Source organism: Nesterenkonia aerolata, assembly GCF_031470965.1.
Classification (GTDB): Bacteria; Actinomycetota; Actinomycetes; order Actinomycetales; family Micrococcaceae; genus Nesterenkonia; species Nesterenkonia aerolata.
In genome coordinates this window covers 120,417-141,675 of the sequence record NZ_JAVKGR010000007.1, presented here as the reverse complement: position 1 = coordinate 141,675, position 21,259 = coordinate 120,417, and the positions used below count along the sequence as shown (strand labels likewise).

Sequence of the window (21,259 nt, the reverse complement as noted above, 5' to 3'; positions counted from 1 at the left end):
ACACCACACCACACCAGGCACAGCAACCCCGAAGCAACTTCCCCATCTTACCCAATCAGCGTGCGGTCCGCAAAATCTTGCGTGACTTTCGCTATCAGCCTCAGATGGCAACTTCTCTATCTTAGCTCTGCATCTTTGCCTGTCAAATCGGCTTGCGATCCGATATCTGGGCACAGATGATTTATGCTTTTTAGTGAAGTTTCGCGACGATATGTCGCTGAGTACTGTGGGCGGCGAGGCGATCGTGAATGATCTCCTCTGTGCCCTCGGCACGGTCATCTACTCTACTCATGCCCGAGCAGGCGATGCAAACGCTCAGGACGTGAGCTGCGCCACGGCCATCGCGAGGTTCCGTTTCCCACGGCGCAGCACCAGATACCGGCCATGCAGCCACGCATGATCAGACACCGGAGCCTCACCGTCATCGACCGTGATGTTGTTGATGTAGGCACCACCGTCTGTGACTGTGCGCCTGGCCTCTGACTTCGATGTCACCAAACCGGAAGCCACCAAGAGATCAACAGGCGTGGTCTCTCCAGGCACTGCTTCAGCCACCGAGAGCTCAGTGGCGGCGCCCCGCAGAGTGGGTTCGTCGATCTCAGTGATATCACCGCGCCCGAACAGGGCCTGAGAGGCAGCGATCACCTTCTCAGTGACCTCCTCCCCGTGAACCAGAGACGTCACATCCCAGGCCAGCTGGCGTTGGGCTTCGCGCGCGAACGGCCGCTGCTCCACCTCACGGGCCAGGTCCTCGATCTGCTCACGAGTGCGGAAGGTGAAGACCTTCAGCCGTTCGACGACATCGGCATCTGCGGTGTTGAGCCAGAACTGGTAGAAGGTATAGGGCGAGCACAGCTCGGAGTCCAACCAGATGGCATTGCCCTCGGATTTGCCGAATTTCGTCCCGTCGGCATTGGTCACCAACGGTGTACCCAAGGCATGGGCCCGGACGTTCTCCACACGCCGCACCAGCTCCGTGCCGGAGGTGATGTTCCCCCACTGATCGGAGCCGCCGAACTGGAAGGTGCACCCATAGCGGCGGAAGAGCTCCAGGTAGTCGTAGCCCTGCAGGATCTGGTAGCTGAACTCGGTGTAGGAGAGCCCTTCTTCCGACTCCAGGCGCTTGGCAACGATATCCCGCTTGATCATCGATCCGACGCGGAAGTACTTACCGATGTCACGCAGGAACTCCAGGGCACTGATGCCCTCGGTCCAGTCGAGGTTGTTGACCATCGTCGCCGGGTTCTCGCCGTCGAAGGCGATGTAGTGCTCGATCTGACGCCGCAGGCTCTCGGCCCAGCCGCGGACCACCTCGGGAGTATTGAGCACCCGCTCCCCCGACTGACGAGGGTCACCGATCAGCCCCGTCGACCCGCCGACAAGAGCCAGCGGACGATGCCCCGCCAGCTGGAACCGCCGCATCGTCAGCAGCTGCACCAGGTGTCCCAGATGCAATGACGAGGCCGTGGGATCGAACCCGCAGTAATAGGTCAAGGGCTCCCCGGCCAGCGCCTCTTCGAGCGCGGCTTCATCGGTCGAGTTGTGGACCAGACCACGCCACTGCAGCTCCTGCCAGATATTCTCGAAACTGGGGTCGTTGCGCTGGTCAGCCAGCGCCGGGTTCGTCGTCACAGGACTGTTCTCCATCACGTTCCGTACGTTAGCACCACAGGCCTCAGAAACCCGCCGGCAGGTCCCGGACAGCCAGGACATGCAGAGCGTGGGTCGGCCGAGTGAGGGCCACATAGAGACTGCCCACCCGCCCCGAGGCCTCATCCAAGAGCTCAGCAGGTTCCACCACGACCACGGCGTCGAACTCCAGGCCCTTGGCCTCATCCGCCGGGAGCACCACGATGTCCTGGGCCAACGATCCCGCCCCGGTGCCCACCCGATCACCGTAGACCTCGCGCAGGGCGGCCTGCGTCTGCATCAGCAGACGGTGCGGGACGATCGCCGCCACCAGGCCTTCACCGAGACGCGTCAGCTCCTGCTCGACGGCACGCACCGTTTCGACAGGCAGCTGCTCATCCTCGGCGATCTGCCGCACCGTAGGGACATGATCGCCCTCCCGGACCGTCTGCAGAGACGTGATGGACAGCCCATTGGCCGCCGCCACGGACTCCGCAAGATCCACGATGCGCCGCGGCGTACGGTAGTTCACCGTCAGCTCCTCGACCCGCATCCGACCGCCGGTGAAAGGCTCCATCGCCTCCGACCAGCTCGAAGCCGCCGACGCTGAAGCGCCCTGAGCGATATCGCCGACGACGGTGAAGGACTTCATCGGGCAACGACGCATCAGCACATGCCACTGCATCGGCGAAAGCTCCTGAGCCTCGTCCACCACCACATGGCCGTAGGTCCACGTCCGGTCCACCCGCGCACGTTCCGCCGCGGTCAGCCGCTGCCCCGACTCCGCGTTGAGCGCGACGACGTCTTCAGCCGAGACGACACCATCGACACCGATGTCCTCGAGCTGGAAATAGGTGTTCTCCAACGCCTTCTCCGCGTTCTCCAGATCACGGCGGCGCTGAGCCTGCTGACGAGCCTCCTCCCGGCCGGCTGACTCATCGAGGTCGCCCAGCAGCTCAGCGGCCTCATCGAGCAGAGGTGCATCCGAGACGGTGAACGGCGCATCGGCATCGCGCCGCAGCAGAGCACGCTCCCGCTCATTGAGCTGCGGGGCGGCTGCGGCCAGATACTCCGGTTTGGACCACAGATCGCTGAGCAGCTGCTGGGCCGAACGCGGCATCCAGCACAGATTCAGCAGCACCCGGACATCCCGGGAGCTGCGGACGTCCTCGGCCAGATAGGAGCGATCAGCCTCATTACCTTCTGAGCGTTTGGCCAGGATGCGCTCCAACTTCTCCGCGATCTCCCGGACCATGCTCTTCACGAACGTCGTCCGCGCCTCGTTATACGGCTTCGAGGTGGCACGGGCGCGTTCCTGGGCGCGGGCGATCATCTTCGGAGTCACCTTCACCTCGACGCCTTCCACGCAGACCTTCCGCGGTGCAGAGATCGTGCGCCGGCGGTGCTCCACTGCTGCGGCGATGACATCGACCATGTCCAACCGGCCCTTGAGCTCTGCCACCTGAGGATCCGGCTCCTCCACAGCCTGCACCCCCGGGTAGAGCTCCGCCAGGGAGGACATCACCACGCCGGTCTCGCCCAGAGAGGGCAGCACCCGCTCGATATAGGACATGAACGTCGACCCCGGCCCGACGATCAGCACACCGGCGGACTTCAACCGCTCCCGGTGGCTGTAGAGCAGATACGCCGCCCGGTGCAGCGCCACCGCCGTCTTGCCCGTCCCCGGCCCTCCCTGGACCACCATGACACCGGCCAACGGTGCTCGGATGATGCGGTCCTGCTCCGCCTGGATCGTGGCGACGATGTCACCCATTCGCCCGGTGCGCCGTGCGGTCAGTGCCGCCAACAGCGCGCCGTCACCGTGGTTCTCCTCAGTCTCCCGGAGCAGGTCAGCATCGAGCACTTCGTCCTCGATGCCCTGGACCTCACGGCGGCGCAGCATCAGATGGCGACGGCGGCGCACACCACGGCGCTCGAAAGCGGTGGCCTGGTAGAAGACTCCGGCCTCCGGTGCGCGCCAGTCGAGCATGAGCCGCTGGCGCTCATCGTTGATCAGGCCCAGGCGCCCGATGTACCGGCACTCGCCGGAATCCAGGTCCAGACGGCCAAAGACCAGGCGATCGTCCACCGCGTTGAGCTGGGCGAGCCGGTCCTCATACATCGTGGCGAAGGCATCACGCTCGGAGATGTTCTGCATCGTGCCCACCGCACCGGTGCTGCGCACCTGGGCGAGCTGGCCCTCCTTCTCCTGGCGCAGCTCATCAAGCCGGGCGTAGAGCATGGCGACATATTCGCGCTCCTGGTCCACACCGGCGTCGAGACCCGGGACGACGACGCCGTCGGCCTCCTCGGCCGGGCACAGAGCCTGCGCCGTCTCTGGGGGATGTGCTGCACTCATCAGGCGTGCCTTCTCCGTCGGAAGCGATCCTCACATCCGCACCGGCATATTGCCCCTTCCGCAAGACGCGAGGCACGGACGGCCCTCAAGTCTACTCTGCTCAAGCCCGGACGCGCCTCACCGCGGGACATTGCGCCCCGGCCGATAAGCAGAGACCCCGGCATGCTGAGGTAACCAGAAACGCCACGGATAACCCTCTCCACCGCCCACGCCGGAGACACCGACCCGCGGGCCCTGAGATATCGGACCCACCGGCTCTGACGGCACAGACAGCAGGAACGAGGGCCCGACGTCGTCCGTCATCGGGGAACTGGACCCGGCGAAGCCACGATCCAGCAGAGTCACCGGTGCACCGTCCATCGTCAGGCTGATCCCCAGGCCCTGCCCCAGATTGCCAGGTCCAGCGAGCAAAGCCCGTCCGGTGTCACGGCCCCGCCGGGCTACTGCGAGTTCTCGACCCCGCAGCACCTCAGCACCGCGCAGCAGCACTCCTCCGGCCGTGCCCTCGGGCCCGCAGGCGAGATTCAGGCAGCGGTGGATCCCGTAGTTGAGATAGACATAGGTCCGCCGAGGCGGCCCGAACAGGGACGCATTGCGCGGTGTCCGTCCGCGGTAGGAATGCGCACCGGGGTCCTCACCCTGATCACCATAGGCCTCGACCTCCGTCAGCCGGACGGTGACCGCGCCCGGCTGCTCACCGGCAACTGTCACGGTGAGCTCACAGCCCAGCAGTGCCGGCGCCAGAACTGTGGCGTGGCCGTCGAAGAGTCGATGCAGATAGGCAGCTCGGATCACGGTCCTGCTCATTCGGTCGACTCGCTGTCTCGGGCATACTGCTCAGCGGCCCCGGCCACATCGACCGCGTAGGCCACTGACCTGTTGTAAGCGTTCACGGCGGCGTTCCATCCATTGTCGGTGGTCATATCCTCATCCTGCCCGCAGAGGTAGGCCGCCGCCGTCAGCGCGGCGTCGTCGATATGGTGGACGTCCAGTGACCCGTCGCCCGTCCCGTCCTGCGACCACGCCTCCCAGGTGGAGGGGATGAACTGCATGGGCCCCACCGCCCGGTCCCATCGCTCATCACCATCGAGCTCGCCGCCGTCGGTGTCAGGGATCTCGGCCACACCGTCTCCGCCGTCGAGCACAGGCCCGACGATCTCGGGCTCAGCTCGTCCGTCATCGCCGATCTCCGCCCCGCCGTAGGTACCGTGGCCGGTCTCCACCTCACCGATGCCCGCCAGGGTGTTCCACCCCAGACCACACTCGGGCTGCTCCGCGCGCAGCGCGATCGCAGCACCTGCGTAGGATGCCAGCGCCCGCTCCGGGATATCCGTCTGCTCAGCGACCTGGACGACCCACTCATCGGCGACCAGATCAGACACTGGAGCCGCGACACCCTCGGCAGACGGCTCGACGGCGGACTCGGGCAGCTGCTGTGGGGGTGCGGACGGAGGTTCAGATATCTCTTCGACGCTCTCACCACCTGCACAGCCGCTCAGCGACCAGAGCAGAGCCATGACGGCGGCGGCGCGGAGACCTCCTGGAGAGCCCGTCTCTGAGCCCACCGACGAGCGCCTGATCAGCCGACCTCGTCGGCACCGACGACGCTGCCCGCTGAGGCGGCGAACTCCCGCACCGGTCCGAGGCGCACCTTCAGCTCAGCCAACTGCTCAGCCACTGCACTCGGAGCCGTACCACCCCGTGAAGAGCGCGACTCCAACGAACCGAAGGTGTGCAGCACCTCACGGACCTGCGGCGTCAGGTGCTCGGAGATCCCGGAGAACTCCTGATCGGTGAGGTCCCAGAGCTCGACACCGCGCGATTCCGCCACCTGCACCGCCTCTCCGGAGAGCTCGTGGGCCACGCGGAAGGGCACTCCCTGCCGGACCAGCCACTCGGCGAGATCGGTGGCCAGCGCGAAGCCCTCCGGTGCCAGCTGAGCCATCGTCTCGGTGTGGAAGGTCAGCGTGCCCACCATGCCGGAGACCGCCGGCAGCAGAAGCTCCAGAGTGTCCACCGCATCGAAGACCGGCTCCTTGTCCTCCTGGAGATCCCGGTTATAGGCCAGCGGAAGTGCTTTCAGCGTGGCCAGCAGGCCGGTGAGATCTCCGATCAGACGTCCCGACTTCCCCCGTGCCAGCTCGGCGACATCCGGGTTCTTCTTCTGCGGCATGATCGAAGAACCGGTGGAGAAGGCATCGTCCAGGGTGACGAAACCCACCTCCTTCGTCGCCCAGAAGATGACCTCCTCACTGATCCGGGAGAGATCCACGCCGATCATCGCCGCGACCCAGGCGAATTCGGCATAGACATCACGAGAGGCAGTCCCGTCGATGGAGTTCCAAGCGGCCTCGACGAAGCCCAGCTCCTCGGCCACCGGCTGAGGATCCAGCCCGAGGGAGGAGCCGGCGAGCGCCCCGGAACCATACGGGGAGACGGCGGCGCGGGCGTCCCAGTCCTGCAGACGCTGCAGATCACGCAGCAGCGCCCAGGCATGGGCAAGCAAATGGTGGCTCAGCAGCACCGGCTGGGCGTGCTGCAGATGGGTGCGCCCGGGCATCGGTGCACGCGGATGCGCCTCGGCCTGGGCGATGAGCGCCTCAACGACGCCGAGCAGACGCTCGGCGATGACCCGGGCGTGGTCCCGCAGGAACATCCGGCCCATCGCCGCGATCTGATCGTTGCGGGAGCGTCCGGCACGCAGCCGCCCGCCCAGCTCTTCCCCGGCACGCTCCAGCAGGCCGCGTTCCAGCGCGCCGTGGACATCCTCATCGGATTCTGCCGGACCGAAGTCCCCGGAGAGGACATCAGTCTCCAAACGGTCCAGCGCGGCGAGCATCCCGGTGAGCTCCTCATCGCGGAGCAGACCGGTGCGGTGGAGAACACGGGCGTGTGCCCGGGAGCCGGCGATGTCATAGCGCGCCAGCCGGAAGTCGAACTGGGTGGAACGGCTCAGCTCGGCCAGCGCATCAGCCGGACCGGAACTGAACCGGCCACCCCAGAGCGCACCTTCGTTGGTTCCACGGCGTTCTGTCATCTCCGAATCGCCCCTCACTGCTCCAGCGAGTCCACAGCAGAGAGATCCGGCTTGCCGTGGAGCCGCTGCTCGCGTTCGGAGGCCACCTTCGCGGAGAGACCGAAGATGTCGATGAACCCGCGGGCCGAGGACTGATCGAAGGCGTCGCCGGTGTCATAGGTGGCCAGGTTGAAGTCATAGAGGCTGGTCTCTGACCGGCGGCCCTCCACCACGGCGGTTCCAGCATGCAGGCGCAGCCGGATCTCACCGGAGACGTGACGCTGGGTGTCCTCGACGAAGGTGTCCAGGCTGCGCTTGAGCGGAGAGAACCACTGGCCGTCATAGACCAGTTCGGTCCACCGCTGGTCCACGGTCTTCTTGAACCGAGCCTGCTCACGCTCCAGGGTGATGTTCTCCAGCTCCTTATGCGCGGCGATCAGCGCCATCGCCCCGGGAGCCTCATAGATCTCACGGGACTTGATGCCCACCAGGCGGTCCTCGACGATGTCGATGCGGCCCACGCCCTGAGCACCGGCACGGCGGTTGAGCTCTTCGATGGCTTCCAGCGCAGTGACGGCGCGGCCGTCGATCGCCGTGGGAACGCCTGCCTCAAAGGTGATGGTGACCACGTCCGGAGCCGGCGGGAACGCCGGATCCTCGGTGTAGTCGTAGACGTCCTTGGTGGGTCCGTTCCAGATGTCCTCGAGGAAGCCGGTCTCCACCGCACGCCCCCAGACGTTCTGGTCGATGGAGAACGGGTTGGACTTCGTCGTCTCGATGGGAAGTTCGTTCCGCTCGGCGTACTCGATGGCCTTATCGCGGGTCAGCGCGAGGTCACGGACCGGGGCGATGCACTTGAGCTCTGGACCTAAGGTTTGGATGCCGACCTCGAAGCGGACCTGGTCATTGCCCTTGCCGGTGCAGCCGTGGGCGACGGTGGAGGCGCCGAACTGCTGGGCGGCGGCGACGAGGTGCTTGGTGATGACCGGCCGGGAGATCGCCGAGACCAGCGGGTAGGCGTCCATGTAGAGGGCATTGGTCTTCAGTGTGGGCATGCAGTACTGCTCAGCGAACTCATCGCGGGCATCAGCCACGTAGGCCTCCACCGCACCGCAGTCCAGCGCCCGCTGGCGCACCGTCTCCAGGGACTCCCCGCCCTGGCCGACGTCGACGGCGACGGCAACCACCTCAGAGCCGGTGGCTTCGGCGATCCAGCCGATCGCCACGGAAGTGTCCAGGCCGCCTGAGTAGGCCAGCACGATACGGTCAGTCATCGATTGCGCTCCTTGAGAGGTGGTCGGGTCTCGACCGAAAAGTCTACATATTTATTCATGGGTCTGCATATCACGGCGCGGAGGCCTCTGCGCACGGATGCCTCGCTGCCTGCCAGCGCGGCATCTGCACTGCTCCCTCGAGACTATCGCGGAACTACTGCACCACGATGCGCCGGCTCCCATCCAGGCGCCGGGTCCAGCCGCGAGAATCCAGATGCTCCAGCAGCGGAATCGCGACCCGGCGGGTGGTACCCAACAGCTCACGGGCCTGACTCGCGGTAAAAGCCCCCTCCCATCGACTCAGACGGCGCATCGCCTGCGCGGGGGCGCTGGGCAGCAGCACGACGTGCCCGTCGAGACGCAGAATGCGGCCCAGCGACTCGGCGGCGGCCAGCTCTTGGCGCCCCAGCCCGAGCTCCTGCAGGTCATCGGCCTCCGGGGCCCGGAAGGGGTGCTGACGCAGCCGGTCTTCGAGAATCCGCAACGACACCTCGGCGGCACCGAGATCATTCCGCACCGATAGGCGCAGCCGACCAGCCTCCTGGCGGAGATCGGCGGCTGAGACGACGGCGTCGAGCACGGTCGGCTCGGCCCGCGCAGCCTCGGGTAGCCGGAGCAGATCCAGTGCCGCCCCGCGGGTCATACCCGCCGTGAGCTGGTCCCGGGTCTCGGCCTCGGCCACGGCCTCACGCAGAGTCTGCGCCCAGCCGCCGAGCGCCTGCTCATCGACGAAGAGCCCACCGATGCGCCGCACGGCCACTGCTGTACGCGGGCTCAGGACGGCACCGGCGGCAGCCTCCGCGAGCCCGAAGCGTCGCAAGGTCTCCACCGGGACTGCGCCGCGCCGGCGCACCTCCGCAGCACAGTCACCGCCGAGGCCGCGGCCTGCCAGTTCGGCGGCGCGCCGGGCCGCATCCCCACGCCTGAGCAGCTCGGGAGGGTCCACATCCAGCAGCCGCACGCCCGCACGGACCCCCCGGCCCCCGGGGTCCACCAGGACCGCGGCATCATCGAGACGCACCGCCAGCCGCCGGTCCAGCCGCAGCCGTGCATGATCTGGGGAGAGCGCACGGACTCGTACCTCCACCGCGGCAGTGCCGATATGGCAGACCAGGTGCTCTCCGGCCTCCTGAAGACTCAGCCCCGAGGTCCGGAGGACGTCGACGGTATCGCCCTGATGCCAACGCTGCGGGCTCAGCAGCGCATCGCCGCGCCGCACCTCCTCAGTGGAGACCCCGCGCAGGTTCAGGGCCACCCGGCTGAACGGTTCGACCTGCGTGGCATCTCGATCATGACGGCGCAGGCCACGCACCTCGACCGGGCTGCCGTCCTCACCCCCGGCGATCAGCAGGCGATCGCCTCGGCGGATGCGGCCTTCCGTGAGAGTGCCGGTGACCACTGTGCCGGCACCGGGGATCGTGAAGGATCGATCCACCCAGAGCCGGACCGGGGCATGTTCAGCACCTGGTGAAGGATCGGACAGGGACTGCCTCAGCGTGTCAAGTTGCCCACGCAGCTGACCCAGGCCCTCACCGGTGCGCGCGGAGGTCACCACGACCGGCACCTGCACAAGAGCTGTGCCGGCGAGCTCCCGGCGGGCGCGGGCGGCGACGGCGGCGACGCGCTCCGGAGCCAGATCACTGCGGGTGATGACGATGACTCCGGCGCTGATCCCCAGTGCGGCGACGGCGTCACGGTGGTCATCGGACTGCCGCTGCCAGCCCTTATCCGCAGCGACGACGAAGCATACAGCTGGCGCGGCGGCCAGGCCGGCCAGCGCATTGCTCAGGAAACGCTCATGCCCGGGAACGTCAACGAAGGCGACTTCCCCACCTGAGGGCAGGTGAGTCCAGGCGAAGCCGAGGTCGATGGTCAGTCCCCGGCGATGCTCCTCCTCCCAGCGGTCGGGCTCGATGCCGGTCAGCGCGCGCACAAGGGCCGACTTGCCGTGATCGACATGCCCAGCGGTGGCCACCACCAGCCTGGTCATGCTGACCCCAAGGCATGACGCAGCGCGCGAAGGAGCTCGGCGTCACGGTCCACAGGCACACAGCGCAGGTCCACCAGACAGGCGCCCTCGGCCAGGCGCGGCAGGACCGCAGGTTCACCGAGCCGCAGCGCCGGTGCGACAGCCTCCGGCAGCGCCAGCGCACAGCCCGGAAGCGGCACCCCGGCACCTCCTCCACCTCCAACACGTCCGTCATGACTGACAACAGTGACATCGAGCTCAGCGGCCAGGTGTTCGGTGCGTTGGCGTACTGAGTGGAGATCTGCATGCAGCGAGCTCTGCACAGGGTTCTGCCCGGCCTGCAGCGTGGCCTCCAACGCGGCGAGGGTGAGCTTATCGGCACGGACTGCCCGAGCCATCGGGTGCCGGGCCATACGCCGCACAGCTTCCGAGCGCCCTAGGACTATGCCCGCTTGTGGGCCTCCGAGCAGTTTGTCTCCGCTGGCGATGACTACATCGGCACCAGCCTGCAGCATCGAGGCGGCATCGGGTTCCGCGGGAAGCAGCGGTTCCGGGGCGAGGAGACCGCTGCCGATGTCGACCACGAGCGGCACCTGGTGTGCAGCAGCCACCTCACTGAGCTCCTCGGTGGTGGCCTCCGCCGTGAAGCCCTCGATCCGGTAGTTGCTGGGATGGACCTTCATCAGTATTCCGGTCTGCGGGCCGATGGCTGAGGCGTAGTCTTCACGGTGGGTACGATTGGTGGTCCCGACTTCGCGCAGCACTGCCCCGGTGGAAGCCATGAGCTCGGTGAGGCGGAAGCCGGCGCCGATCTCGATCAGCTCTCCTCGGCTGATGATGATCTCCGTGGCGGGGGCCAGCGCGGCGGCGGCGAGCATCAGTGCCGCGGCGCCGTTGTTGACGATCAGCACCTCCTCGGCCTCCGGGCACCGGTGCCGCAGAGCCGCCCGTGCGGCTTCGCCCCGGGAGGATCGGCTCCCCGTGGTCAGGTCCATCTCGAGATCGACGTACCCGGCGGCCTGGACGACCGCCTCGACGGCGGCCTGTCCCAGCGGAGCGCGCCCCAGGTTCGTGTGGATGATGACCCCTGTCGCGTTGATCACCGGCCGCAGCGTAGAGCCCCGGGAGGTCCGCAGGGCTTCCAGCAGGCGCGGCTCCACCTCCTCGACAGCGATCTCTGCGCGGCGAGCCGCCTCTTGGGTGGCACGGATGAGATCTCTGACCCTCCGGCGGCCCAGGGACTCCTCCCACTGGCGCACCTCCGGCAGCTCCAGCAGAGCGTCCGTGCGCGGAATGCACCGCCGCGGGTCCTCCATCGTGCTCTCCTGCCCTCGACGTTGGCGGAGACGGACGGGAATCGAACCCGCCAGACCGAGGTACTCGGTCTCACCGGTTTTGAAGACCGGGGGGCCCACCAGGACCCAGACGCCTCCGCGGGCAATGTACCACTCGGGCCGTGGCCTCCTATACTCGCCCCATGTCTATACACCAGCCGTCGGCCGCCTCCGCGCACTCTGCGCCTTCTCCGCAGCCTGAGTCTGTCCGACTGACCGGGATAGCCCACGGCGGCGGATGCGCCTGCAAGATCCCGCCGGGTGAGCTGGAGGAAGTGGTCTCCGGGCTGGGGCCGCAGACGGCCGAGAATGTCATCGTCGGTCTGGACGACGGCGATGATGCCGCCGCCGTCCGGGTCCGTGAGGATCTGGCCGTGCTCTCCACCGCGGACTTCTTCACTCCCGTCGTGGACGATCCCTATGATTGGGGACGCATCGCCGCGGCGAATGCGCTCTCGGACATCTATGCGATGGGCGGGGTGCCCACAGTGGCGCTGAATCTGGTGGGATGGCCGCGGGAGGTGCTGCCCTTCGAGCTGCTGACCGAGGTGCTGCGCGGCGGTGTCGCAGTGGCCTCCCAGGTGGGCTGCCCGGTGATCGGGGGGCACACCGTCGATGACCCGGAACCCAAATACGGGATGGCGGTGACCGGCACGGCCCACCCCGAGCACCTGCTGCGCAATGACGCTGCCGAGGCATCGATGCCGCTGACACTGACCAAACCGCTGGGGCTCGGCGTACTCAATAATCGCCATAAGGCCACCGGCGAGGTCTTCGAGGAAGCCGTCGAGACCATGACGCAGCTCAACGCCGAGGCCTCAGCCGCCGCCGTGCACGCCGGACTGCGTGCGGCCACAGATGTCACCGGGTTCGGTCTGCTCGGGCATCTGTACAAGATGTGCCGGGCCTCCGGCGTCGGTGCGGTGCTGGAACGTTCCGCCGTGCCGTTCATCGGGGCGGCGGAAAGCTCTTTAGCTGAGGGCTTCGTTCCCGGCGGCACGCGCCGCAACCTGGACTGGGTACGCCCGCAGCTGCACTGCGGGCCGGGCATCACCGAGGAGGACCTGCTGCTGCTGGCCGATGCTCAGACCTCCGGGGGACTGCTCGTCGTCGGTGAGCTGCCCGGTCACCCGGTGATCGGTGAGATTACCGCCGCGCCGGGGATCAGCATCCGATGAGGTACTGACGCAGCACCACTGCGTGATTGATCTCCTCGTCCCGGGCCGCGTAGAGCAGGGTGACTGTGGAATGTTCGGCAAGGATGCTCCGCAGGGCGGCCGCTCCCTCTGACTCGTCAAGCTCCTGGCGGTACCGTGCGGCGAACTCGTCCATACGATCCGGATCATGGTCCCACCACCTGCGCAGCTCCGGACTAGGCGCCACCTCTTTGAGCCAGACATCGAGCGCCGCGTCCTTCTTCGACTTCCCACGCGGCCACAACCGATCCACCAGCACCCGGAAGCCGTCGGCCTCCTCCGCATCCTCGTAGATGCGCTTGAGCCGGATCTCTGCCGGGGAGCTCTGGGATCTGGTCATACTTCCTCAGACTGCCTCGACTGACTGCCTCGACCGACGGTGACCGTCGAGTCCCCCGTGTCACCGGCGGCGCGCCGAGCGGCCAGACGTGCCTTCTGCGGTTCGATCGTGTGCTTCGGATCTCTGGCGGACTCCAGGCCCGCATCGAGCACGGCGAAACGAGTCAATGCCGAGGACGCCAGCAGTGCCAGCCCCGAGAGCACTGCGGTGGGACGGAACCGGCCTGCGAGCGCCGTGCCGAGACCCCCGGCGATCGCGAGCTGCTCCGCCCACTTCGCCATCCTCCCCGGAGCGCCCATCTCCAGAGGCTCACGCTCCAGAGGATGCATAGACTTCTTCATCTGTTCCATGGCGAGAACGTCGACGGCCACACCTAAGCAGGCCAGCCGGCGTGCCGGAACGGTCTCGCACACCGGTGTGGTCACCATCGCAGCCCCTCCGGCCGCCAGGCTCGCCGAGCCCACGAAGACATAGGGCAGGTGGTGCCGGGAGGCGTACCAGGTGGGGATCGCCGTGTTCGACAGCAGCACCCCGGTGTAGGCGGCCAGCGGTGCTGCGAAGACCGCGGCGGTGAGCCCGGCCGGTCCTTCCACGGCCCGCAGCAGCCTGCGTGCGGGCCCCAGCGGCAGCCGTCGCCCGGTGAGCCGATCGGCCTCCGCGACGGCGGCGGCACCGGCACCGGCGCCGAAACCGCTGAGGATCCAGGTGCCTAGGCTCATCGGTGAGGTGACCTTCACTGTGCGCAGCATATAGAGGAACCGCTCGGGACGGCCGAGAACTGCGATGAGCGCCACCGTGCCGCCCGCCAGAGCACCGACCGCGGTCAGACGGGCATTGCGGCGCAGCCTGCTGCGCCCGGTCAACTGCGCACCGGCGGCCAGCAGCGCGGAACCTCCCGCCAGACCACCGAGGAAGAGGTAGGCGCCGATCTCATGGCCCCACGGGGGCGCCTTGACGACCTGCCTGCCGTAATTAGGAGGAGAACTGCGCGTCCTCCACCATCGGCATCTCGCGGGAGCCATCGGCTCCCCCTCCGCGGCCACGGCCTCGCCCGCTGCGGTCACCGCGCCGACGATCCCGGCGGCGTCCCCCGGATCGGCCCGGCTCCTGCGGCCGGTAGCTGTCGAAAGCAGAAGTCGTCATCGACGGCCCCTGAAGAACGCGGCGGCCACACCGGCGAGCATCCCCGCAGCAGCCACACCGGCGGCAGCATACATCTGCGGGAGATCTTTGGTGGCCACGCGCGGATCGGGAGGCAGCCCGTAGACCTCCGGCTCGTCGAGCAGCAGGAAGACCGAGCCGGTGCCGCCGACACCGTCATCAGGGTTGGCTCCGTAGAGCCGGGCCTCAGTCATCCCCCGGGCGTGCAGCTCCCGGACCCTGGCTTCGGCGGTCTCCACCATGTCCTGGTGGTCCCCGTATTTGATAGAGGTCGTCGGGCAGGTCTTGGCGCAGGCCGGCGTCTCACCGACGACCATCCGGTCATAGCAGAGCGTGCACTTATTGGCCGTGCCTCGGTTCGGGATCTCCTGCTCGACCTGCTGAGCACCGTCCCGTTCGGCCTTCGGCCGCACTGTGCCGTCATCGCGGCGTTCGATGACGCCGAACGGGCAGCCGGCCACACAGGTGCCGCAGCCGTTGCAGATGTCCGACTGGACGACGACGGTGCCGAACTCCGTACGGAAGAGCGCGCCCGTCGGACAGACGTCCAGGCACCCGGCGTGGGTGCAGTGCTTGCACACATCAGAGGACATCAGCCACCGGAACTCATCAGTGTCCGGCGGCGTCAGGTCCATCTGCTCACCGCTCTCCAGCGCAGAGAGCAGATCGACAGGCTCTGTGGCGGACCCGGCACCGGCAGGTGACGGAGCCGGCGGCCCCACCCGGGGCATCCCGAGGTCGACCAGCTGACGACCGGAGGCCCGCGCGGCGGTGATCCGGTCCCGGTCCTGTTCGACGAAGGCCACGTGGCGCCAGGTGTTCGCTCCCAGGGTCCCGGTGTTGTCATAGGAGGACTCCAGCAGCTCGAAGGAGCCGTCAGTGGGGTTGCGGTTCCACTCTTTGCACGCCACCTCGCAGGCCTTGCAGCCGATGCAGATAGAGGTATCAGTGAAGAACCCCTTGCGCGGCTGGGCGCGGTCCTCCCAATGCAGCTCAGAGCTGGGATCCTCCCAGACGGCGGTGCTGCTCATCGTTCCTCCTTCGGCGTGCTGCTGGGGCCGTCCTCAGTATCCTCATCGGCCTTCGATGGGGCTGGTGCGGTGTTCAGGGGTGCAGGTTCTTGCTGTATCGACGCCCCGGAACGCTCGATGTACTCCTCGACCAGCCGCTGGGCATCGGCCCCGCGGGGGCGTCGTCCCGGAATGATGTCACAGGAGCCGGTCTTGGAGTCCTGGATCTGCACATTGGGGTCGAGGCTGATGCCGATGAGGTCATTGGCAGAGTCACCGGTGATTACCGCTTCCTGCCCGACGGCCCAGTGGTAGGGCAGCCCGATCTGGTGGACGGTGCGCCCGGCGATGGTCAGCGGCGTCATCCGCCGGGTCACCAAGACCCGGGCCTCGATCACGGCTCGCGGCGAGATCAGCGTGGCCCAGCCGTAGGGTTCCAGCCCCTGTTCGGCGGCCAGCTCCGGGGAGACCTCACAGAACATCTCCGGCTGCAGCTCCGAGAGATAAGGCAGCCACCGGCTCATCCCCCCGGCCGTGTGATGTTCGGTCAGTCGGTAGGTGGTGAAGACGTAGGGGTAGACCTCCGCGCCCGCCTGCCCGGCGCTGGGTGCGCTGAGATTGTCCTCTCGGGCGAAGGTGATCCGCGTCGGGCTCTGCTGCAGCGGATACAGCGGGTTCGCCACGGGAGACTCCTGCGCCTCGTAGTGGGTCGGCAGCGGTCCGTCGATCATCCCGGTGGGCGCGAACAGCCAGGCCTTGCCGTCGGGCTGCATGATGAACGCGTCGGTGCCTGCCAACGCCTCCGGGCCGCCCTGACTGCGGTCCGGGACGGCGTCGGGGGCACGATCGGCTGGGAAGTCGGCGACGTCCTTCCCCGTCCAGCGTCCGGTCTCGGCGTCCCACCACATGTACTTCTTGCGTTCGCTCCACGGCTTGCCCTCAGCATCGGCGGAGGCTCGGTTGTAGAGCAGGCGACGGTTCGCCGGCCAGGCCCAGGCCCACTCGGAGGCGACCTCGTCCTGCTCGTGGCTGGGAGTGCGCCGGGCGGCGTGGTTCACCCCGTCGGCGTAGATGCCGCAGTAGATCCAGCAGCCGGCAGAGGTCGAGCCGTCGGCGCGCATCTGAGTGAAAGCCGACAGGGGCTTCCCCGCCTCCGGGCCGGTGAGGTGATAGCCGTTGATCTCGGCCAGCACGGCCTCAGGGTCAGGCTCACCCGCCTCATCGACCGGGTAGTCCCAGGTCAGATCCAGCAGGGGCCGGTCGCGGGGATCAGTGGATCCGGCGAGCCGGGCGCGTAGACGCACGCCGAGGTCATGGAAGAACTGCAGCTCGGAGGTGGCGTCATCCGGTGGGTGGACGGCCTGCTGGCGCCACTGGACCATCCGCTGGGTCTGGGTGAAGCTCCCGGCCTTCTCAGTGTGGTTGGCCGCGGGCATGAAGAACACCTCGGTGTCGATGTCCTCCGTGCGAATCTCCCCGGATTCGATCTCCGGGCCGTCCTTCCACCAGGTGGCCGATTCGATGAGCGAGAAGTCCCGGACCACCAGCCACTTCAGATGCGACATGCCCCGGCGCTGCATCCGGCCGTTCGCTGAACCCACCGCCGGGTTCTGACCCAGGATGAAGTAGCCGTCAACCTGATCCTCCAGCATGCGCATCACTGTCTGGTAGGTGCCGTGCGGTCCGGACAGGCGGGGAAGATAGTCATAGGCGAAGTCGTTCTCGGCAGTGGCCGCCTCACCCCACCAGGCTTTGAGGAGGCTGACCGTATAGGCATCGGCGTTGGCCCAGAAGCCCTTCTGCTCGCGGGTGCCCACAGTGTTCAGGTAGTCCTCGAGCCTGTCATGGCCCTCAGCGCTGGGCATCGGCAGATATCCGGGCAGCAGGTTGAACAGGGTCGGGATATCCGTGGAGCCCTGGATCGTCGCATGCCCACGCAGGGCCATGATGCCCCCTCCAGGACGCCCCATATTGCCCAGCAGCAGCTGCAGGATGGAGGCGGTGCGGATGTACTGCGCGCCTTGGGAGTGCTGGGTCCAGCCGACGGCGTAGGCGAAGCAGGTGGTGCGTTCGCGGCCTGAGTTCCGAGTCAGCGTCTCGGCGAGGAACGCGAAGTCCCGCTCGGAGATGCCGCAGGCCTCAGTCACCATCTCCGGGGTGTACCGCGCGAAATGGCGCCTCAGGATCTGGAACACGCAGCGGGGATGCTGCAGCGTGGGATCCTGCTGGGACTCCGCACCCGGGGCGCTGGGCGTGCCGCTGCCGTCGGCTGCCGCATAGGCCCAGGATGAGGTGTCATAGGTGCTGGTCTCCGCGTCGAATCCGGAGAACAGCCCGGCAAGGTCCTCCGGGTCCGCGTAGGCCTCATTGATCACCGTGGCCGCGTTGGTGAAGGCCTTGACGTACTCGTCGAACCACAGCTCATGGCTGAGGACATAGTTGATGAGCGCGCCCAGCAGCACGATGTCAGACCCGGCACGGATCGGCACGTGACGATCCGCCACCGCTGTGGTCCGGGTGAAACGCGGGTCGACGTGGATGATCGTCGCCCCGCGGGCCTTCGCCTCAGTCACCCACTGGAATCCGACCGGATGGCATTCGGCCATGTTCGAACCCTGGATGATGACGCAGTCCGCGTTGGCCATGTCCTGCAAGGACTGGGTGGCACCGCCGCGGCCGAATGAGGCTCCCAGACTGGGAACCGTGGCGGAGTGTCATATGCGCGCCTGGTTCTCGATCTGCACCGACCCTGCCGCGGTGAAGAGCTTCTTGATCAGATAGTTCTCTTCGTTGTCCAGAGTGGCCCCGCCCAGGGAGGCGATGCCCATCGTCCGACGCAGCGGACGGCCGTCCTCATCCACGTCCTGCCAGTGATTCCGGCGCGCCTCGAGGAAACGCTCGGTGATCATGTCCATGGCGGTCTCGTAGTCCAAGGACTGCCACTGTGTGGCCTTCGGCGCCCGGTAGAGCACTGTGGTCTGGCGGCCAGTCGAGTTGACCAGCTGTTCACTGGCCGCGCCCTTGGGGCAGAGCCGGCCCCGTGAGACGGGAGAGTCCGGGTCACCTTCGATCTGGATGACGGTGTCATCTTTGGCGTAGACGAGCTGCCCGCAGCCGACCGCGCAGTAGGGGCACACGCTCTGGGCGACGGTGTCCGCCTCCTCGGTCCGCGGGCGCATCGAGCGCGTCCGCGAGGAAGTGACCGCCGGGCCGCGCCCGGTGGAATCACCCGTGCGCAGCTGCCTCAGCACGGGCCATTCCAGCGGAGTGAAGCGGGCCATGCCGTCACCTTAGCATGTGTCAGCTGGGTCACTTCTGCGTGGGGTCCGTGGCGGCCGAGGCTCCGCTGACCTGCGGTGATGACGGGCTCTGGAGCGGGTACGGTGCGGGATCAGCGCAGCCGTTCTGGATGGGTGTAGACATTGCAGCTCCGCCCGCGGTTGAACCCGATCACCGTGACCCCGAGGTCAGCTCCGACCTCCACGGCCAGTGCTGAGGGCGCGCTGACCGCGGAGAGCACCGGCGCCCCGGCCAGCGCCGCCTTCTGCACCAGTTCGAAGGAGGCCCGCGCGGAGACCTGGACGACGACGTCGTGCAGCGGCAGCAGACCTTTGAGCAGCGCCCAGCCGAGTGTTTTGTCCAGGGCATGGTGCCGCCCGATGTCCTCCCGGGCGACCATCAGCTCCAGATCGTCCCTCCCCCGGACCCGGAACAGCGCCGCGGCGTGGGCTCCGCCGGTGGTGTCGAAGATCCGCTGTTCGGCGCGCAGACGATCAGGCAGCGCCAGAACAGCCGCGGGGCTCAGCAACCCGGTCTGGGTACTCTGCGCCATATGCCGGCATACCGCGTCAGCCGGAGTCTGACGGACGGCGTCCAGGGAGGAGGTCCCGCAGATGCCGCAGGCTGAGGAGGTATAGACCCGCCGAGGCCGCGGCGCAGTGGTGACCTCAGGGGCGAGCCGCACCTGGGCGACGTTGTAGTTCCGCCGCCCGTCAGGGTCCAGCCCGGAGGCGAAGTCGATGCTGCGCACCTGGGCGGCCTCGGTGATCACCGCTTCGGAGAACAGGAATCCGTGGATCAGCTCGACGTCCTGCCCGGGGGTACGCATCGTCACGGCGTACTGTTCGCCGTTGAGCCGGATCTCCAGCGGCTCCTCACCGGCCAGCCGGTCAGCTCGGGCGGCGATCTCGCCGTCGGCGTCGAAGCGGTGGACGCGGGTACGGACCGTCAGTCGGCTCATAGACCGATCCAGTCATGCCCGCCTGCGGCGTAGTGCTGCTGCTTCCAGATGGGCACCTCTGCTTTGACCGCATCGACGACGGCGGCGCAGCAGGCGAAGGCCTCGGCCCGGTGTGCGCTGGCCACGGAGACCACAAGGGCGTCCTCGCCGACGGAGAGGTCACCGAGCCGATGAGCGCACCAGATCCGTGTCGCGGGATACTCGGCGGCCAGACGCGCCACTGTCTCAGCGAGGATGTCCTCGGCGGCGGGATGGCCGGTGTAGCTCAGCCCGATGATGTCATCGCGGCCGGAATCGTGGTCACGGATCACGCCGCGGAAGGTCACGGCAGCGCCGGTGTGGCGAGTCGTCACTGCGGCCTCGGCAGCGGCGGCATCCAGAAGGTCATGCGTCACCGCGGTGAAGATCACGCCTTGCTCTGACACGTGGTCCACCGAGTGTGGACTCTCGCTCACCGACGCTGTGCCCGTACTGGGCGGTTCGGCGAGTTCCGGCGTGCCGTGGGCCCTCACGGCGTCGCCGGTCTCGGGGAGCACCGGATCACGATGGGCATCGGGGTGGTCCCGGACGTCTTCGAGCTGTGCCTGGATATGGTGCAGCAGCGGATCCAGCACCGTCATCCCGTCACGTGCGCCGCCGGGAGAGCCGGGAAGGTTGGCCACGAAGGTGCGTCCGCGGACTCCTACGACGCCGCGGCTCATCGCCGCCTCCGGCAGATGCTGCAGCCCATAGGCCCAGAGCGCATGCATGATCCCCGGTGACTGCCGCTGAAGCAGCGGTGCCGTGGACTCAGGAGTCGCATCGTCAGGGTTGATTCCGGTGCCGCCGGAGGTGATGAGGAACCGGGGACGCTGCTCCTGCGGGACGGTCACCAGCAGGCGGGTGAGCTCACGAGCCACCGGCGCCCCATCGGCCACCACGATCGGCTCCGGGCAGTCGTATCCGTGCCCCCGGAGCCACTGGACCAGTTCCGGGCCGACGGTATCGGCGGCCCGTCCCTGCGCTGCGGCGGTCGAGGCGATGACGACGGCAGCCGATCGTCCCGCACCGAAGTCCGCTGGGCGGCGCGGGCTGTGCTGGCCGTACTGGCTGTGCGGGCCCACCGACGCCGCGGGGTTCACGAGCGGCTCCAGTCGCCGGAGGCTCCCCCAGATTTGGCGAGGACACGGGTTCCGGTGATCTCTGCGGCACGGTCCAGCGCCTTGATCATGTCGTAAAGGGTCAGCGCGGCGACGGAGGCAGCGGTGAGTGCTTCCATCTCCACCCCGGTGCGCCCGGTGGTGCGCACCTCAGCGACGACCCGGACGGCGTCGGGGGCTGACTCTGGCTGTGACCCGCCCGTCGGCTCCGCCGAAGAGCCAGATCCGTACAGCTCGAAGTCCACCGGCTCGAAATCCACGCTGATTCCGCTGATCGGCAGCGGATGACACAGCGGGACGAGCTCTGCGGTGCGTTTGGCCCCCATGATGCCGGCGATCCGGGCCACTGCGAGCGCATCACCCTTCGACAGTCCGTTCTCGAGGATCTGGGCCACCACCTCGGGGCGGGTGCGCAGGATGGACTCGGCGGCGGCACGGCGGTCGGTGACCTCTTTGGCCCCGACGTCGACCATATGCGCGGAGCCGTCCTCACGGACATGGGTGAGCCTGCCGTAAGGCTGGGCCTCATGGTCAGTCGCGTCGTCGGCGTGACGTGCACCGGCCCCGTGATCTTCTGCGGCGTGCATACCTG

15 protein-coding genes, 1 tRNA gene and 1 pseudogene are annotated in these 21,259 nt (G+C 67.5%); 1 reads left to right on the top strand and 16 read right to left on the bottom strand.

The window, feature by feature from the left end; all coding sequences use genetic code 11:
- Positions 1-315 precede the first annotated feature (315 nt).
- The 9 genes from tyrS to RIL96_RS07810 all read right to left on the bottom strand — a co-directional run bounded on the left by tyrS (position 316) and on the right by RIL96_RS07810 (position 11,680).
- Positions 316-1,647: a tyrosine--tRNA ligase gene (gene tyrS, locus RIL96_RS07850; protein ID WP_310548465.1), complete on the bottom strand. Its 1,332-nt coding sequence runs from the start codon at positions 1,645-1,647 to the stop codon at positions 316-318.
- Between the two features lie 28 nt (positions 1,648-1,675).
- Positions 1,676-3,871, bottom strand: a complete 2,196-nt coding sequence (locus tag RIL96_RS07845) for a HelD family protein (protein WP_310548468.1) — start codon at positions 3,869-3,871, stop codon at positions 1,676-1,678.
- 234 nt (positions 3,872-4,105) lie between these two features.
- Positions 4,106-4,783 (bottom strand): DNA-3-methyladenine glycosylase, encoded by a 678-nt coding sequence (locus tag RIL96_RS07840; protein WP_310548464.1) that lies wholly within the window; start codon positions 4,781-4,783, stop codon positions 4,106-4,108.
- An 8-nt stretch (positions 4,784-4,791) separates the two neighbouring features.
- The gene (locus RIL96_RS07835) at positions 4,792-5,370 is read right to left on the bottom strand and encodes a lytic transglycosylase domain-containing protein (RefSeq protein ID WP_310548463.1); all 579 of its coding nucleotides are present in this window, start codon (positions 5,368-5,370) and stop codon (positions 4,792-4,794) included.
- A gap of 197 nt (positions 5,371-5,567) precedes the next feature.
- On the bottom strand, positions 5,568-7,025 hold the full coding sequence (gene argH, locus RIL96_RS07830; protein WP_310548462.1) for an argininosuccinate lyase: 1,458 nt from the start codon (positions 7,023-7,025) through the stop codon (positions 5,568-5,570).
- A gap of 14 nt (positions 7,026-7,039) precedes the next feature.
- Positions 7,040-8,278, bottom strand: a complete 1,239-nt coding sequence (locus tag RIL96_RS07825; protein WP_310548461.1) for an argininosuccinate synthase — start codon at positions 8,276-8,278, stop codon at positions 7,040-7,042.
- A 154-nt stretch (positions 8,279-8,432) separates the two neighbouring features.
- Entirely contained in the window at positions 8,433-10,268 is a 1,836-nt protein-coding gene (gene selB / locus RIL96_RS07820; protein WP_310548460.1) for a selenocysteine-specific translation elongation factor, read from the bottom strand.
- Positions 10,265-11,563 carry an L-seryl-tRNA(Sec) selenium transferase gene (gene selA, locus RIL96_RS07815; RefSeq protein ID WP_310548459.1) on the bottom strand — a complete coding sequence of 433 codons (1,299 nt, stop codon included), beginning with the start codon at positions 11,561-11,563 and terminating at the stop codon, positions 10,265-10,267. The genes selB and selA overlap by 4 nt, the downstream gene beginning before the upstream one ends.
- A gap of 22 nt (positions 11,564-11,585) precedes the next feature.
- Positions 11,586-11,680: transfer RNA gene (locus RIL96_RS07810), tRNA-Sec, on the bottom strand.
- A gap of 44 nt (positions 11,681-11,724) precedes the next feature.
- On the opposite strand from RIL96_RS07810, the gene selD reads away from it, so the two are divergent.
- Positions 11,725-12,759 carry a selenide, water dikinase SelD gene (selD, locus tag RIL96_RS07805; protein ID WP_310548458.1) on the top strand — a complete coding sequence of 345 codons (1,035 nt, stop codon included), beginning with the start codon at positions 11,725-11,727 and terminating at the stop codon, positions 12,757-12,759.
- Here selD and RIL96_RS07800 read toward each other — a convergent pair.
- The 7 genes and pseudogenes from RIL96_RS07800 to moaC all read right to left on the bottom strand — a co-directional run bounded on the left by RIL96_RS07800 (position 12,746) and on the right by moaC (position 21,254).
- Positions 12,746-13,117, bottom strand: a complete 372-nt coding sequence (locus RIL96_RS07800; protein ID WP_310548457.1) for a DUF488 domain-containing protein — start codon at positions 13,115-13,117, stop codon at positions 12,746-12,748. The genes selD and RIL96_RS07800 overlap by 14 nt on opposite strands.
- Positions 13,114-14,260: pseudogene (gene nrfD, locus RIL96_RS07795) on the bottom strand (NrfD/PsrC family molybdoenzyme membrane anchor subunit). The gene RIL96_RS07800 and the pseudogene nrfD overlap by 4 nt, the downstream one beginning before the upstream one ends.
- Entirely contained in the window at positions 14,257-15,309 is a 1,053-nt protein-coding gene (locus RIL96_RS07790) for a 4Fe-4S dicluster domain-containing protein (protein ID WP_310548456.1), read from the bottom strand. The pseudogene nrfD and the gene RIL96_RS07790 overlap by 4 nt, the downstream one beginning before the upstream one ends.
- Positions 15,306-18,569: a formate dehydrogenase gene (gene fdh, locus RIL96_RS07785; protein WP_310548455.1), complete on the bottom strand. Its 3,264-nt coding sequence runs from the start codon at positions 18,567-18,569 to the stop codon at positions 15,306-15,308. Before fdh ends, RIL96_RS07790 begins: the two co-directional genes overlap by 4 nt.
- A gap of 110 nt (positions 18,570-18,679) precedes the next feature.
- Positions 18,680-19,528 carry a formate dehydrogenase accessory sulfurtransferase FdhD gene (gene fdhD / locus RIL96_RS07780; protein WP_310548454.1) on the bottom strand — a complete coding sequence of 283 codons (849 nt, stop codon included), beginning with the start codon at positions 19,526-19,528 and terminating at the stop codon, positions 18,680-18,682.
- Positions 19,525-20,649, bottom strand: a complete 1,125-nt coding sequence (locus RIL96_RS07775) for a molybdenum cofactor biosynthesis protein MoaE (protein ID WP_310548453.1) — start codon at positions 20,647-20,649, stop codon at positions 19,525-19,527. Before RIL96_RS07775 ends, fdhD begins: the two co-directional genes overlap by 4 nt.
- On the bottom strand, positions 20,646-21,254 hold the full coding sequence (gene moaC, locus RIL96_RS07770; RefSeq protein ID WP_374761864.1) for a cyclic pyranopterin monophosphate synthase MoaC: 609 nt from the start codon (positions 21,252-21,254) through the stop codon (positions 20,646-20,648). The genes RIL96_RS07775 and moaC overlap by 4 nt, the downstream gene beginning before the upstream one ends.
- Positions 21,255-21,259: the final 5 nt, after the last annotated feature.